This is a genomic window from Pseudomonas rhodesiae (assembly GCF_007858255.1).
Lineage (GTDB): Bacteria > Pseudomonadota > Gammaproteobacteria > Pseudomonadales > Pseudomonadaceae > Aquipseudomonas > Aquipseudomonas rhodesiae.
Genome location: NZ_VFEU01000040.1, coordinates 1 through 14,077, shown reverse-complemented (window position 1 = coordinate 14,077; position 14,077 = coordinate 1). Strand labels below are relative to the sequence as shown.

Annotated in this window: 12 protein-coding genes and 1 pseudogene; 8 read left to right on the top strand and 5 right to left on the bottom strand. The window is 55.9% G+C overall.

Annotation, left to right across the window (positions count from 1 at the left end; translation table 11 throughout):
• Positions 1-331: 331 nt before the first annotated feature.
• Complete coding sequence (locus FIV35_RS28055; protein ID WP_034138742.1) at positions 332-3,349, top strand: Tn3 family transposase; 3,018 nt, start codon at positions 332-334, stop codon at positions 3,347-3,349.
• Positions 3,346-3,708, top strand: coding sequence for a Tn3 family transposase post-transcriptional regulator TnpC (tnpC, locus tag FIV35_RS28050; RefSeq protein ID WP_034138743.1), 363 nt, complete (start codon positions 3,346-3,348; stop codon positions 3,706-3,708). Before FIV35_RS28055 ends, tnpC (FIV35_RS28050) begins: the two co-directional genes overlap by 4 nt.
• A gap of 157 nt (positions 3,709-3,865) precedes the next feature.
• Here the strand turns inward: tnpC (FIV35_RS28050) and FIV35_RS28045 are convergent, their stop codons facing one another.
• The 4 genes from FIV35_RS28045 to ltrA all read right to left on the bottom strand — a co-directional run bounded on the left by FIV35_RS28045 (position 3,866) and on the right by ltrA (position 8,817).
• On the bottom strand, positions 3,866-4,546 hold the full coding sequence (locus FIV35_RS28045) for a dual specificity protein phosphatase family protein (protein WP_023082845.1): 681 nt from the start codon (positions 4,544-4,546) through the stop codon (positions 3,866-3,868).
• The gene (locus FIV35_RS28040) at positions 4,546-5,295 is read right to left on the bottom strand and encodes a phosphatase PAP2 family protein (RefSeq protein ID WP_034138744.1); all 750 of its coding nucleotides are present in this window, start codon (positions 5,293-5,295) and stop codon (positions 4,546-4,548) included. Before FIV35_RS28040 ends, FIV35_RS28045 begins: the two co-directional genes overlap by 1 nt.
• A 55-nt stretch (positions 5,296-5,350) precedes the next feature.
• Positions 5,351-7,309 (bottom strand): LTA synthase family protein, encoded by a 1,959-nt coding sequence (locus FIV35_RS28035; protein WP_023082848.1) that lies wholly within the window; start codon positions 7,307-7,309, stop codon positions 5,351-5,353.
• Positions 7,310-7,530: 221 nt separating this feature from the next.
• Positions 7,531-8,817 carry a group II intron reverse transcriptase/maturase gene (gene ltrA, locus FIV35_RS28030; protein ID WP_173668939.1) on the bottom strand — a complete coding sequence of 429 codons (1,287 nt, stop codon included), beginning with the start codon at positions 8,815-8,817 and terminating at the stop codon, positions 7,531-7,533.
• 647 nt (positions 8,818-9,464) lie between these two features.
• Between ltrA and tnpA the strand changes: the two genes are divergently transcribed.
• From tnpA to FIV35_RS28000, 6 genes and pseudogenes are all read left to right on the top strand, one after another.
• The gene (gene tnpA, locus FIV35_RS30420) at positions 9,465-9,842 is read left to right on the top strand and encodes an IS66-like element accessory protein TnpA (RefSeq protein ID WP_158276045.1); all 378 of its coding nucleotides are present in this window, start codon (positions 9,465-9,467) and stop codon (positions 9,840-9,842) included.
• Positions 9,839-10,183 carry an IS66 family insertion sequence element accessory protein TnpB gene (gene tnpB / locus FIV35_RS28020; protein ID WP_034138746.1) on the top strand — a complete coding sequence of 115 codons (345 nt, stop codon included), beginning with the start codon at positions 9,839-9,841 and terminating at the stop codon, positions 10,181-10,183. Before tnpA ends, tnpB begins: the two co-directional genes overlap by 4 nt.
• A 37-nt stretch (positions 10,184-10,220) precedes the next feature.
• Positions 10,221-11,726, top strand: a complete 1,506-nt coding sequence (gene tnpC, locus FIV35_RS28015; protein WP_034138747.1) for an IS66 family transposase — start codon at positions 10,221-10,223, stop codon at positions 11,724-11,726.
• Between the two features lie 3 nt (positions 11,727-11,729).
• Complete coding sequence (locus tag FIV35_RS28010) at positions 11,730-12,308, top strand: plasmid pRiA4b ORF-3 family protein (protein WP_034138748.1); 579 nt, start codon at positions 11,730-11,732, stop codon at positions 12,306-12,308.
• Between the two features lies 1 nt (position 12,309).
• On the top strand, positions 12,310-12,972 hold the full coding sequence (locus FIV35_RS28005) for a response regulator transcription factor (protein ID WP_034138749.1): 663 nt from the start codon (positions 12,310-12,312) through the stop codon (positions 12,970-12,972).
• Positions 12,962-13,959: pseudogene (locus FIV35_RS28000) on the top strand (sensor histidine kinase); the annotation flags it as partial. The gene FIV35_RS28005 and the pseudogene FIV35_RS28000, both read left to right, overlap by 11 nt.
• A gap of 22 nt (positions 13,960-13,981) precedes the next feature.
• Here FIV35_RS28000 and FIV35_RS27995 read toward each other — a convergent pair.
• The coding region (locus tag FIV35_RS27995) for a transposase domain-containing protein (RefSeq protein WP_146374934.1) at positions 13,982-14,077 on the bottom strand (96 nt) is incomplete at its 5' end.

Sequence of the window (14,077 nt, the reverse complement as noted above, 5' to 3'; positions counted from 1 at the left end):
CGATCAGATCATACGGTCCCAGAACCATCCTGGACAACTAGCGCCACTGCAGTTGTCGTTAACTGCCCGACCCTCTCTATGAGAGCGCATTGGAGTGTGAACTGCGTACCGCCAGCCCACGCGAGAGCAAAGGCAGACAAACATCATGCGGTTCACACTCCGATGCGATCATGCAATCAAGGGGTTATGCCGAGATAAGGCAAAAATTAGGACATTCGTTCTGTAAGTCGATGATTTGAAATGTCATTCTAGGCCTCATGACTTACTGATCAACCACCGTCTGGCTAGACGTCTATGCTGATGCTTTTGCCTCGCTTGGGGGATGTGTTCAATGGCATCGGTGGAAAGAACAGCCTACCCTAGCTTGCCCAGCCAGCTACCGGCCAAGGAGCTTCATCGAAGCTATTCCCTGTCTGATTCAGAGATCGAATGGGTCAACAACACCGCTAAGAGTCCAGCGCTATCGATTGGGCTGGCAATCCAGCTAAAGGTGTTCCAGCAGCTACACTATTTCGTTCCGTTCGAGGAACTACCTCAGGAACTCATTAGCCATGTCCGGCAATGCCTCCGCTACGGCGCACGAATAGCTCCGCGCTATAGCAACCCCCGCACCCTTTACCGGCACCAAGCAGCGGTACGGCAGTACCTGCAGGTTACCCCCTTCTACAGCAGCGACGGGCTAGCGGTTACTGAGCAGATCGCACGTGACTGCGCTGTAGTTCTTGAGCAGCGAGTCGATCTCATCAATGCCATGCTTGATGAGCTGATTCAGCGTGGCTATGAGCTTCCGGCTTATTCGACGCTCAACAACCTCGCAGAAACCGCCTTGGCGAGTGCCCAGGAAGTTACCTTCAACCTAGTCGTAACTCGCGCCCCAATCGAGGTGATCTACAAGCTGAAGGAGCTGCTCGAAACCGACTTCGGTCGGCGCCAAAGCGATTTCAATACGCTGAAACAGGCGCCTAAGAAGCCCTCCCGCAAGCACTTGGAAGTACTGATTGATCACTTGGCCTGGCTGGAAAGCTTCGGGAATCTCGACGCTATATTTGAGGGCATCGTCGATACCAAGATCCGCCACTTCGCTGCCCAGGCAGCAGCATCGGACGTCTCCGAGCTGAAGGACTGCTCGCTACCGAAGCGCTATACGCTGATGCTGGCTTTGATCTACCGCATGCGTGTGCGGACACGAGATCACCTGGCCGAGATGTTCATCCGACGGATTTCGACGATTCATAAACGCGCCAAGGAGGAGTTGGAGCAAATCCAGGCACGACAACGACAGAAGTTGGAGCAGTTGGCGGCGACCCTAGACGGCGTGGTGCAAATTCTGGTTCAAGAACCGGATGATCAGGAAGCAGGCAGCCTGATTCGGGAATACCTCTCCCCCGATGGCAATCTGGATCGGTTGCGTGAGACTTGCGCCGAAGTCCAAGCTACCGGCGGTAATAACTACCTGCCACTTATCTGGAAGCACTTCAGATCCCATCGCTCGCTATTGTTCCGTCTCAGCCATCTTCTCCAACTGGAGCCCACGACTCAGGATCGGTCGCTGACTCAGGCACTTCAACTGATCCAGGACAGCGAGAATCTACACCGCGAATGGATCGACGAGTACGTGGACTTGTCGTTCGCGTCGGAGCGCTGGGTCAAGGTCGTTCGCCGTCCTGCCAGTGAGGGGCCACCGACCAACCGGCGCTATCTGGAGGTTTGCGTTTTCTCTTACCTGGCCAGCGAGCTGCGATCCGGCGACATGTGCGTGCAAGGGTCGGAATCCTTCGCCGACTATCGCAAGCAATTGCTGCCCTGGGAAGAATGTCTCCAGCGACTACCGGCCTACTGCGAAAAAATGGGGCTGCCTGGTACAGCGAAGGAGTTTGTAGCCTCTCTCAAGGCCCAGCTTGAGGAAACAGCGCAGCAACTAGACGAGAAATTCCCATCATGCCGAGGGGACGTATCGATCAACGAAACCGGCGAGCCGGTTCTCCGCCGAGTGACCGCTCGAGATATCCCGCCTTCGGCTATCTCGCTACAGACTGCGCTCATGCAGCGCATGCCGGCCAGGCATGTGCTCGACATCATGGCCAACATCGAGCATTGGATTCAGTTCACTCGGCATTTCGGGCCGATGTCCGGTAACGAGCCGAAGCTAAAAGAGCCTGCCGAGCGCTACCTGATGACGATCTTCGCCATGGGCTGCAACCTAGGCCCTAACCAGGCCGCGCGGCATCTGGCCGGTAATGTAACGCCACACATGCTGTCCTACACGAATCGTCGTCACCTCTCGCTGGAGAAGCTGGACAAGGCCAACCGCGAGTTGGTGGAACTCTACCTACAACTTGATCTGCCCAAGCTCTGGGGCGATGGCAAGGCGGTGGCCGCGGACGGTACGCAGTTCGACTTCTATGACGACAATCTGCTGGCCGGCTACCACTTCCGCTACCGCAAAATGGGGGCTGTGGCCTACCGGCATGTGGCCAACAACTACATCGCCGTGTTCCAGCACTTCATCCCGCCGGGTATCTGGGAGGCGATCTATGTGATCGAGGGGCTACTCAAAGTAGACCTCAGCGTCGAACCCGATACGGTGTACTCGGACACCCAAGGGCAGTCGGCCACGGTGTTTGCCTTCACCCATCTGCTGGGCATCAACCTGATGCCGCGTATCCGCAACTGGCGCGACCTGGTGATGTGCCGGCCGGATCGCGGCGTATCATACAAGCACATCAACCGCCTGTTCACCGACACTGCCGACTGGCACCTGATCGAAACCCACTGGCAGGATCTGATGCAGGTCGCGCTATCAATCCAGGCCGGCAAAATCTCCTCGCCTATGCTGCTGCGAAAACTCGGTTCCTACAGCAGGCGCAACAAGCTCTACCACGCGGCACAGGCGCTGGGCAGCGTGATCCGCACGATATTCCTGCTCAACTGGATCGGTAGCCGCGAGCTGCGCCAGGAAGTCACGGCAAACACCAACAAGATCGAGTCCTACAACGGATTCTCCAAGTGGCTGTCCTTCGGCGGCGATGTGATTGCTGAGAACGATCCGGACGAGCAACAGAAGCGACTGCGCTACAACGACATGGTGGCCTCGTCGGTGATCCTGCAGAACACTGTGGACATGATGCGTATCCTGCAGAAACTGGCCCGCGAGGGCTGGCAGTTTACTGATGAGGACGTGTCGTTCCTAAGTCCCTACCTGACCAGCAACGTCAAACGCTTTGGCGAGTTCAACCTCAAGCTCAATCGGCCACCGGAGCCTTGGATCAAGGATTCGGTATTCCAGCAGGCTGCCGGCTTGCTACGAGTCAATACGGCCAGCAAGGCCGATGCCGAGGAGGCAACATGATTGAGGTTCCGCCGGCGTCTTTTCAGACTACTCCTTACGGCGAAGTGGATTCTGTAGCACTGGAAAGGCTGCGAGCGAACTTCGACACCACCCGGCTTCTGCAGTTGGTTGGCCGACTGGATGCATGTCTGGCAGAGTTGGGTGGAATTAATGACATGCGCGACGAGCTACTGCGGTTGCATGCAATGGCGCTGACGGTAATCGAGGGCGTCGTACCGACAGTCCCAACTGAGAATGTCAGCATTTGGGAAGCGGCCGAATCGGTACGGCTAGATCTCGAAACGCTGAGTTCTTGGATACGCATTGCTCAGATGACGATTGCACCGTTGGGTGATCTTGTTCCAGGCCATGAACGATAGCTGGCGTTGGGTTCAAGCCAAACTCGGTGCAGGTTTGAGTCCTGAAAAAGAAAAGCCGCCCGTAGGCGGCATAGTAAGAGGGGCACACGGATGAAACTGCAATATAGCTTGGGATCTCTGCATCGTCACGCTACCGTTCGGTATGCCGTTACTGGCATTACACTTTAAGCATATCGACTATCCAAGCCTTCATCGCACACAAGGCCAATGGACTTGTACTACAAGCTCCACCCTCAAGTGCAATCTTAAGTTGCTCTATATCGACTTGTTGCAAGTATCGTTCGGCATCGTCTAATCGCTGCTCACCGCCAAAGCCGCCACCGCGCATTTCAGCCAGAGCTTGCTCCTTGCTCCAGCCCTGATAAACGATGCGATATAGAGCCGCAATCAGGCCAGTTCTATTTTGTCCATGCTTACAGTGAATCAGCACAGAACCGAGCTCTTGTGACTGTCGAATGCTCCGTAATGCTGCGATCACATCCGTATCATCAACTCTGTCAGTATGGAATGGCAGGTGAATCTGGCGCATTTTTGGATCATGCAGCCAAGCTGAGTCGCTACGTTGATAGAAATTGATCACTGTCGTGACGCCCAGTTCTTTGAGCATCGGTTCAGCCTCATTATCAGGCAAGGCACTGCGATAGAGATTTGGCTGTATCCGATACAGGTTCAACCGCTCATCTAGCGGCTCCGCCCAACTCTGTGGCCGAGTCTCGCCAGCCAGGCTCTGAATTGTAGGCGCGGCACTCCAGGCCATGCTAACAGGCAGTGCTACCAATGCAGCGACCAATACCAGCGCTGCCAGGCACAGGCGAAGAAACCATAGAAGACCTTGCATCAGTTCTGTCTTCCCGCTAAATCAGGCGCAAGCTGAGACAGTTGCATTGGTTGTGGCGCTTTATAGAGAATCCACCGGTAGCACAGCACTCCGATCAGCCAGTCGAACAACAAGGTCCACAGGTTATGCGAGAGGAAATGCGCGCCCTGCATCATACGTCCTAGCGAAAACACGGCTCCCAGTCCCAACGCAACAACTAAAGCAATGCGAGCGGTGCGAGGACGCCTGTCGCGCAGTGCGAAAAACAGAGCCAACAGAGAGAACCCTGCCGAGGCATGCCCCCCTGGCCAACAGCGCCCTGGCTTTTCGGTTGGCGCGCGCTCACTAAGCAAAGGTGTAAAAGTTTCTGCTCCCCCGAACTCGCTCAAACTCCATGGACAGTGCACGCCAGTCATTGTTTTCAGCGGAGTGACAATACTGGTTGATAAAGCCAATGCCAGTACCAGGTAACCTAGTTGACGACGAAGGGGACTTAACCTGGTTGGCATAAGACTTAGTACGAAACCGAAAATGGCCATTACGCCCACGAAAATAACAGCTTGCTTCGCCCGGTCATGGAGTATGTCTTCCAGCCAGAAGCTGTGACGACCGATAAAGCCCTGGCCCGGCTCGTAAAACAGTTCTGCCAAAGCGAAATCAACTCCACTAGGGTCAAGCAACAACAGTAAGGCCATAAGCCCTAATGGAATACCTATCGCAAGACGGAAATCAAAGTACCGAGAAGCGCTTTCTGAGCGGTCGGCCGTCATTTCAGTAGCTCCAAATCAAAGCACCGCCAGGCGGTGCCTGTAATGCATGAGTGGGTTAACGCAGGCCCAACTTTTCATCTGGCAGTAACCCTGACCGCCAAGCTATAAGTCCCTTCTGAAAGGCATAGCTAGCACCCTGGTAGTAGGCGATATCGCGACGCAGCAGCCCGTCATCGGTGCCAATGATCGACTCATGGCTCAACCCCAATGCGTCTTCATGTTTGCGCATGCCACGCCTTGGACTGAGAATGGCCAGATTATTGCCATCGAACAGTCCTAGGTGCTGGTAGTTACCAACCAGAGCGCGCCCAGCAGTGCGATCCTCTCGCAGCACGTTGCGCCCGAAAAACGTTGAGACATAGTCGATATTGAGCATGCCCAACAAAGTTGGAGCCAGGTCGATCTGACTGACAACATCGGTGAACTCTCTAGGTTCGATATGTTCCGGAGCGTAAATAAACAGCGGGATGTGGTAGTTGGCCACCGGCAGATCTTCCTTACCGGCGCTGCCTGCAGTGTGATCGGCGACGAAGACGAACAGCGTGTCCTTGAACCAGGGTCTTTCCCGCACTTGGGCAAGGAGTTGGCCAATGGCGTAGTCGGTATACTTCACCGCTCCTTCGCGACCGTCACCGGAAGGTATGTCGATGCGACCTTCAGGGTAGGTATAGGGTCGATGATTTGAGGTGGTCATCAATTGCAGGAAGAAAGGTTTGCCGGCTGCATGGTCGGCATCTGCAATTTTGAGGGCTTGTTTATAGAGGTCTTCATCCGACATGCCCCAGGCGTTTTTGAAAGCAATATCCGCCTCGGCCACGCTGCTTTGGTCAACGATGCGATAGCCGTTGCCGCCAAAAAAAGCATTCATGTTGTCGAAGTAACCACGCCCGCCGTAGAGAAATGCACTGTCATACCCTTGGGCGGCGAACTGCTGACCTAGACTTGCATAACCAGCTTCACGACCAATACGCTTGACGATCGAACGCCCCGGCGTTGGTGGAATAGACAGGGTGATGGCTTCTAGGCCACGGTCAGTTCGGGTACCCGTGGCGTAAAAGTTACTGAATGCCAGACTCTGCTTGCGTAGCGCGTCCAGATTCGGGGTCAATCCGCGGTTGTCACCGAAACTGCCCAAGTATTTGGCACTCAAACTCTCGATGGTCACCAGTACTACGTTCAGGCGTTTTGGTTGCCCTGGATTATCGATTTCACGGCGAATGTCTAGCGGATCACTGCCTATGAAACGGGCATTGGGCTCGCTCACCTCGCTTCGCAACAACCCGGCGACTTCGGACTCCGGCAGGGTCGAGTAAAACTGCTGGTAGTCCAGTTCGTTATTCCGAAACGCAGCAAAGAACTGGAAAGGCCCATTGCTCGCCAGCTCGCGCTGATAGGCATTACCACCTATTCCACGGGGGGAGTTCTGCCCAACAAAAGCGCTACTAAGCCCGGCCAGCAAGAGCAAAACACCCAGACTATATAAAGCTTGCTTAGGTGCCATGCGTGGGGCATCCAAGGCAGCTGCTAGGGGGCGGCGAAGGATGAATGTCAGACCAATGGCCAAGATGGCGAGCAATGCCAGTAAGGGGTAAATCGGGTAGGACTCAAGAATGTTGTTGATCACCTCCTCGGAGTACACCAGGTAGTCGACGGCGATGAAATTGAAGCGTACGCCGAATTCGTCCCAAAACAGCCATTCCGCAACAGCAGTGAACAGCATGACGAATAGACTGAGGGCCATGGCGCTGGCCATAAACTTTTTGTGCCAGCGCTGCTGCCAAATCGCGCGCGGGCAAAGCAGCAGGTAAAGCGCCATTGGCAAGGTCGCGTAAAGCAGGAAGCTCAAGTCGTAGATCATCCCTATGGCATACAAGCCCATAAGGTTCGAAATGCTGATATTCGCATCTGCCAGGTGGCTAACCAGCAACAGGCTCCGAGTCAGAGTGAATACCGTTAGCCACGCCAGCACGACTATGGATAAGTAGCGAATTTGCGCATAATGAAGCTGGGGCATCGTATGATCCTTTTTGGATGAACGGGCCGCAGTCTGCATTTGCCTCTGTTAGTAGCCTGTCAAAGCGACGTGAAAAAAGCGTCAAAATCAAAGAGTAATCAGCCGATGCGTATTCTGGTCATCGAAGACAACCGCGACATCCTGGCCAATGTGCTGGACTACCGGTCGCGGTAGGAACGGCAGTTACCTGCCGCCCCCCGCACAGATCCGTACGTGCGGAACTACCGCATACGGCTCCTGCCTCGGGTATGTGACGCAAAGCGATCCTCAGGGTAAGGATGTGCATTTCTAGGTCTCGGGATGTAGAGATCGGCAAGGCGTCCGTACCGTGACCATTGAAGCCGATTACGCTGGCTGCGTCGCTTAAGGGCTTGCCGCCAGAGACGGCATACCGCCAAACGAAAACCGCTAAGACGTATCAGGTTCCCCGGTACCGCGTGGTAATTGAAGTAACCGCTCACCACACGTTTGAGCCATTGCCCTTGAACCCGGACAAGGTCATGACGCCGGCGACTCAACTCCTCACGGATAGCAAGAAGCGTCGCACGCATACGCTTTTTGACAGTCAGTCGCAGTACTTGGAAGTCACCGCGTCGGCTGACACTACAACAGTGGGTGAAACCCAGAAAATCAAAAGTCTCCGGTTTTCTCAAACCTCGTTTCCTGCGATTCGTCACAGCAAAACGACCAAACTCGATCAGTCGTGTTTTCAAGGCGTTGAGCGATAGGCCGAACCTGGCCAACCGTTCCTGCAACTGCACCAGAAACTGCTGGGCCTGCACTTTCGTCCTGAACCCCACCACACTGTCATCCGCGTAGCGCACGACAATCACATCGCCACGGGCGTGGCGCTCGCGCCACTGCCTTGCCCATAGATCCAGCACGTAGTGAAGATAGATATTCGCCAGCAGCGGCGATATCACTGCGCCTTGGGGCGTCCCCTTGGTCGCAGCCACCCTACGGCCATCCTCCACAACGCCCGCTTGAAGCCATTTGCAGATAAGCCCGAGCAAGCGCCGGTCTGCAATTCGGTGTCCCAGAAACATCAGCATCCATTCATGGTCGATCTCATCAAAGAACGACGTGATATCCGCATCAAGTATCCAGTTCACCTTTTGGCTTTTCAGCGCGACCGTTAACGCAGCCAGCGCATCGTGCTGACTGCGGCCCGGTCGAAACCCATACGAGAATCCAAGAAAGTCCTCTTCATAGATCGCATTCAGAACGGTAACAACCGCCTGCTGTACAATCTTGTCCTCCAAAGAGTCAATGCCCAACGGGCGCTGCCTGCCATCGGCTTTGGGAATGTACACCCGCCGCGATGGCGTTGCCCGATAGGCTCCACTGTGGAGCCTTGCGTGCAAATCGGTCACCCGCTGGAGAAGACCTTCCTCATATTCTCGCCACGACATGCCGTCCACGCCCACCGCTGCATCGCGGCGCAAGGCATAGAAGCTCTGCGCCAATAACTGCGGTGTGATGTGGTGCAGCAATGCCGTGAACTGCATGCCCTTGTTCCTTCGGGCTGCTTCACGTACACCTTCAAGTCCCATCGACGCGCAACTGATCCGACTCTGTGTCCGGGGCGCGGGGGACGTGTCGGTGTTTCCCTTGGCTACGTCCCTTTCCTCCACTATCTCCGCAGGGCTTGGCCCCTTGTTCGATGGCTTCTCAGGTACTACGGACGTATCCGACTTCTCAGCGACGTAGGCAGCAGGGTTACGGCTTTTGGCCTTTCCTCCTCCGCCCGGTGCTTGCGCACCGGGCACCGCTGAGATCTCCCAGTTTCTGTGCAAAGGACTTCCCGACGTGCACAGGGTCTCCGACCGCGCGGGATCAGAGCATGACTGGCGTATAACGCCATGCTCCGTATTGCCTTCTGCTTCGGTTAACAGCATCGGCATCCCGAATTCCTGATTACGCGGCTCAATGGCTGGCCCATCGGTTTCCCCTGTCAACGCTTCACCCTGCACCTCACGGTGCAACATGCATGACTCGGGGTCTGGTTGATTCGCCATTTCTTACCAGTATCGAACTTTCATCGACTATCCTCTGCCAGCTTTAACTGGCGCTCTAACCGTCCGGCCAGCACCCTCTCCTGACAGCCCTCCAAATTAGCCAAGATAGTGGACACCATTTTTTTGTGGACACTATCTTGGATACTGTTGCCCCAGCCCGTCGAACTGGCCGCCGCCCCAACTTCTCGCTGGCGTTCAAACGCCAAGTCGTCGAGGCGACCCTCCAGCCTGGCGCCTCCGTGTCGTTGATCGCTCGTGAGCATGACGTCAATGCCAACCTGGTGTTTCGCTGGCGGCATCAATATCAGGAAGGGGTATTCGGTACCGTCAGCCAGAGCGCAACGCTTTTGCCCGTCCAGGTGATGGAGGCGCCAATCGATCTGCCGCGCGTCGTCCAGCCACAGGCGGAGTGTCATTCCGAGATCGCAGTTGAGGTCGGAAAAGCCAAGCTGCGTATCATGGGCGCACCCGATCCGCAGACGCTGCAATTCGTCTTGCAGCAGTTGCTGCGATGATTGCCCCGCCCGCTGGAACCCGTATCTGGATCGCCGCCGGCGTCACGGATATGCGCCGTGGCTTCGATGGTTTAGCGGCACTGGTGCAGACACAGTTGGAAGCCGACCCGTTTTCCGGTCAGATCTTTGCCTTTCGCGGACGGCGCGGTGACCGGATCAAGCTGTTGTGGTGGGATGGCGACGGCTTGTGTCTGTTTTGCAAACGGTTGGAACAAGGGCGCTTCGTCTGGCCGCAAGCAACCAGCGGCAGCGTGTCGCTGACGCCTGCGCAGTTATCGATGCTGTTGGAAGGCATTGATTGGCGCAGGCCAATTCGTACAGCGCCTGTCCTCGCGGTCTGACTTGCCGCGCTGAAAAAATCCCCAGTAACATGCGCTCATGACTCTCGTGACCGACTCCCTGCCGAACGATCTTCAAGCCTTGAAGACTCTGGTCTCTGCCCAGCGGGCAGAGATTGAGCGCTTGAAAATGATGATCGCCAAGCTGCGTCGTACGCAGTTCGGTCGCAGCTCCGAGCAACTGGACGCAATGATCGATCAACTCCAGTTGAGCCTTGAAGAGCTGCAAGTCAGCCAAGCCGAAATGACACCGCCAGTCGAACCGGCCCCTCGCGCAGTTTCGCGCCGCAAACCATTGCCCGAACACCTGCCTCGCGAAACTCACGTGCATCAGCCCGAGTCGCAATGCACGGGCTGCGGTGGGAAGCTTCGCTATTTGGGTGAGGATGTGTCCGAAGTGCTGGAGTACGTTCCGGCACGTTTCAAAGTTATTTGCCATGTCCGTCCGAAGTGGGTCTGTCGCTGCTGCGAGCACATCGCCCAGGTGCCGGCGCCGAGTCGTCCGATAGCCCGAGGCCTTGCAGGCCCGGGGTTGTTGGCCCATGTGCTGGTCTCCAAGTTTGTCGATCATCTGCCGCTGTACCGGCAGTCCGAGATCTACGCCCGTGAGGGCGTGGAGCTGGAGCGCTCAACCCTGGCCGACTGGGTGGGCCAGAGCAGTCAATTGCTCAGGCCGCTGATCAACGCCCTTGAGCACCACGTCATGAGCGGTCACAAAGTCCATGCAGACGACACGCCGATTGGCGTGCTCGCGCCGGGCAGCGGCAAGACCAAAACGGCTCGCCTGTGGACATACGTGCGGGAGGACCGACCTGCGGGTGACTCGACACCGGCGGCAGTTTGGTTTGCCTACTCGCCGGATCGCAAGGGGCAACATCCGCGCGCTCATCTCAAGGGCTTTAGCGGGATCTTGCAGGCTGACGGCTACGCCGGTTTTGCTCAGCTGTATGCGACGGGCACTATTGAGGAAGCTGCATGCTGGGCTCACGCCCGGCGCAAGTTTTACGATGTCTACAAAGACTTGGCTTCACCCCTTGCCGCCGAGGCGCTGCAACGGATTGCAGCCCTGTATGCCATCGAAAGCGAGATCCGAGGGCAGCCGCCCAACCTGCGAAAAACGGTTCGGCAAAGTCGGGCCAGTCCGCTGCTGGAGCACCTGCACGCATGGCTTAATCAGACGCTGACTCAACTGTCGAAAAAGTCGGCATTGGGCGGTGCAATCCTCTATGCCCTCAACCGGTGGCAGGCCTTAACGCGCTACTGCAATGACGGCCGAATCGAAATCGACAACAACGCCGCCGAACGGGCGCTACGCGCCGTCGCGCTGGGCCGCAAAAACTACCTGTTTGCCGGTTCCGATGCCGGCGGAGAACGAGCCGCTGCGATTTACAGCCTGGTGGGTACTGCCAAGCTAAACGGGTTAAACCCACAGGCCTATCTGGCCTACGTACTTGAGCACATTGCCGAACACCCGATCAATCGGGTGAGCGAGTTGCTGCCTTGGAACATTTCTTTGAATCACACTGAACACTGCGAGGCCGCCTGATCCATGGTTAAAACTGTCCGTTTACCCAAACCCGCCCCCGACCTGTTACTGCTGCACATCGAGCTGAAGTGGATCACTCCGAAGATTTGGCGTCGGTTCGCAGTGCCTGAAAACATCACCTTGGGCAAGCTGCACCATGTCATCCAGGTCGTGATGGGATGGAGTGATAGCCATCTACATGAGTTTGAAATTGCCGGTGAGAACTACGGCATGCCCGACCCTGATGGTTGGGGGCCGACGGTGAACCCGGAAGCCCGTAAAACGCTGATCAAGGCGCTGAGCGGAAAGCGGACATTCAATTATCTCTACGACTTTGGTGACAGCTGGCATCACAGTATCAAGGTCGAAAAAACGCTACCCGCTGTTGCCTGTCCTCAGGTGCCGTACTGCATCGACGGCGCCAATGCTTGCCCACCGGAAGACGTGGGTGGCGGACCTGGTTACGAGGAGTTTCTGGAGGCGATGGGCAACCCCGATCATCCAGAGCATGACGCCATGGTTGAATGGCATGGCGATGTTTTTGATCCGGTGACATTTGAGTGCGAGCGCGTGAACCAGTGGTTTAAACGGATTAAGGTTTGAGTTGCAAGGCGGTGTAGCTCGGACGCTTACGGACTACCTGCAGCTAAAGGGCTTCGGCGTCGACTGCGCGCAGGATGGCTTGAGCGGCTTACACCTAGCCAGCACGGGGCACTACGATTTGATCGTGCTTGACATCATGCTGCCGGGCATCGACGGTTATCAGGTGTGCAAACGCCTGCGTGAGGATGGCCAGAGCGAGGTACCAATCCTTATGCTGACTGCCCGTGATGCGCTTGACGACCGGCTGCACGGCCTCAACGTCGGAGCTGACGACTATCTGATCAAACCCTTTGCCCTATCCGAGTTAGTCGCGCGTATCGAGGCGATCCTGCGCCGCAGCCAAGGCAGCCGAAAACGCCAATTGAAAGTAGCGGATCTGATCTATGACTTAGATACGTTGCATGTCAGTCGAGCAGGCCGACCGCTCAAGCTGAATCCCATTGGTCTAAAGTTATTAGCTGTGTTGATGCAGAAAAGCCCGGCCGTGGTACGCCGCGAAGTACTGGAGGAAGCGCTCTGGGGAGATGACTGCCCCGATAGCGATAGCTTGAGAAGCCATATCCACCAACTCCGTCAGGTTCTCGATAAACCCTTCAATACAGAGCTGCTGCATACTCAGCATGGTGTTGGTTACCGCCTTGCGGAGAAAACTGATGGTATCTAAACAACCTTTTGCACGGCGCATCCTGCTTGCCTTTGTATTGATGACCGTAATGGTAAGCGGCATCTTTTCCATAGGCATCGTAGCGGTGGTGCACTTTGTCGAAGAACATCTGGTTTCCGAGGAGTTACAGCGGGAACTGAATACCGTGCTGCACCAGGATATCAATCGAGGTCGGCCACCACGTTTGGACTCTAGTACCCGATTTTTCGCCTCTAGCCATTCCGAATATGCCATTCCCGAGCAGTATGCAAATCTGGAAGAAGGCTTCAATGAGGTCGTCGATGGCAATGAGGCGTTCTATGTCTATGTCCAGGAAATCAACAATCAGACCTATCTATTGGTGCAAGAACAACACGAGTTCGAGGCCCGTGAGCAAGTTCTATTCGATGTTGTACTAGCAGGCTTTCTACTGACCATCGCAGCCGCATGGGGGCTCGGGCTAGTCATGGCGCGTAAGGTGATGGCGCCCATCAGTCGCTTGGCTCAGCAGGTGCGTCATCGCGACCAATTGCACTCTTTGGCTCCGCCACTTGCTCCCGATTACCCTGATGACGAAATTGGTCAACTGGCAGCTGCCTTTGACAGCACGTTGGGCCAAGTGCGTCAGTCACTGGAGCGTGAACGGCTATTCACCAGTGATGTCAGCCATGAATTGCGCACCCCACTCATGATCATTGCCACTTCCTGTGAGTTGCTTGCAGAGGTGAAGCTTGAGCAGCGCGAGCGTGTGCAGATTGAACGTATAGACCGGGCTTGCAAGGAGATGCGCGAGCTGGTCCAGACCTTCCTGCAACTAGCCAGAGATAAAGCTAATGAGACAGCCTTTGTCGCGAGTAGCAGTTTAGCCAAGGTGGCCACCGAGCAAGCCGAGCGTTGGGGCCCAATGCTCGGAGAAAAAAACTGGATTTCCAGTGCATTGAAGAGGGTACGGATGATGGTCGCTACAATCCTACTTTTCTCAACGCGGTGATGGCCAACCGTATGCGTCCGGGCAACACGTCTTGCGTGATTAAACCGGCTGCCACTTATGCGGAAGCAGCTGCTCGATTTCACTCGCCCGCTGCGTCGGTAGACGCGTGAGAACATCCTTTAGATAGGCGTACGG

Coding starts and splice junctions, on each gene's coding strand:
- FIV35_RS28040 (WP_034138744.1), bottom strand. CDS start 5,295: ATGACGGCCGACCGCTCAGAAAGCGCTTCTCGGTACTTTGATTTCCGT.
- FIV35_RS28010 (WP_034138748.1), top strand. CDS start 11,730: ATGGTTAAAACTGTCCGTTTACCCAAACCCGCCCCCGACCTGTTACTG.
- tnpC (WP_034138747.1), top strand. CDS start 10,221: ATGACTCTCGTGACCGACTCCCTGCCGAACGATCTTCAAGCCTTGAAG.
- FIV35_RS28055 (WP_034138742.1), top strand. CDS start 332: ATGGCATCGGTGGAAAGAACAGCCTACCCTAGCTTGCCCAGCCAGCTA.
- FIV35_RS28045 (WP_023082845.1), bottom strand. CDS start 4,546: ATGCAAGGTCTTCTATGGTTTCTTCGCCTGTGCCTGGCAGCGCTGGTA.
- tnpC (WP_034138743.1), top strand. CDS start 3,346: ATGATTGAGGTTCCGCCGGCGTCTTTTCAGACTACTCCTTACGGCGAA.
- ltrA (WP_173668939.1), bottom strand. CDS start 8,817: ATGCAGTTCACGGCATTGCTGCACCACATCACACCGCAGTTATTGGCG.
- tnpB (WP_034138746.1), top strand. CDS start 9,839: ATGATTGCCCCGCCCGCTGGAACCCGTATCTGGATCGCCGCCGGCGTC.
- FIV35_RS28035 (WP_023082848.1), bottom strand. CDS start 7,309: ATGCCCCAGCTTCATTATGCGCAAATTCGCTACTTATCCATAGTCGTG.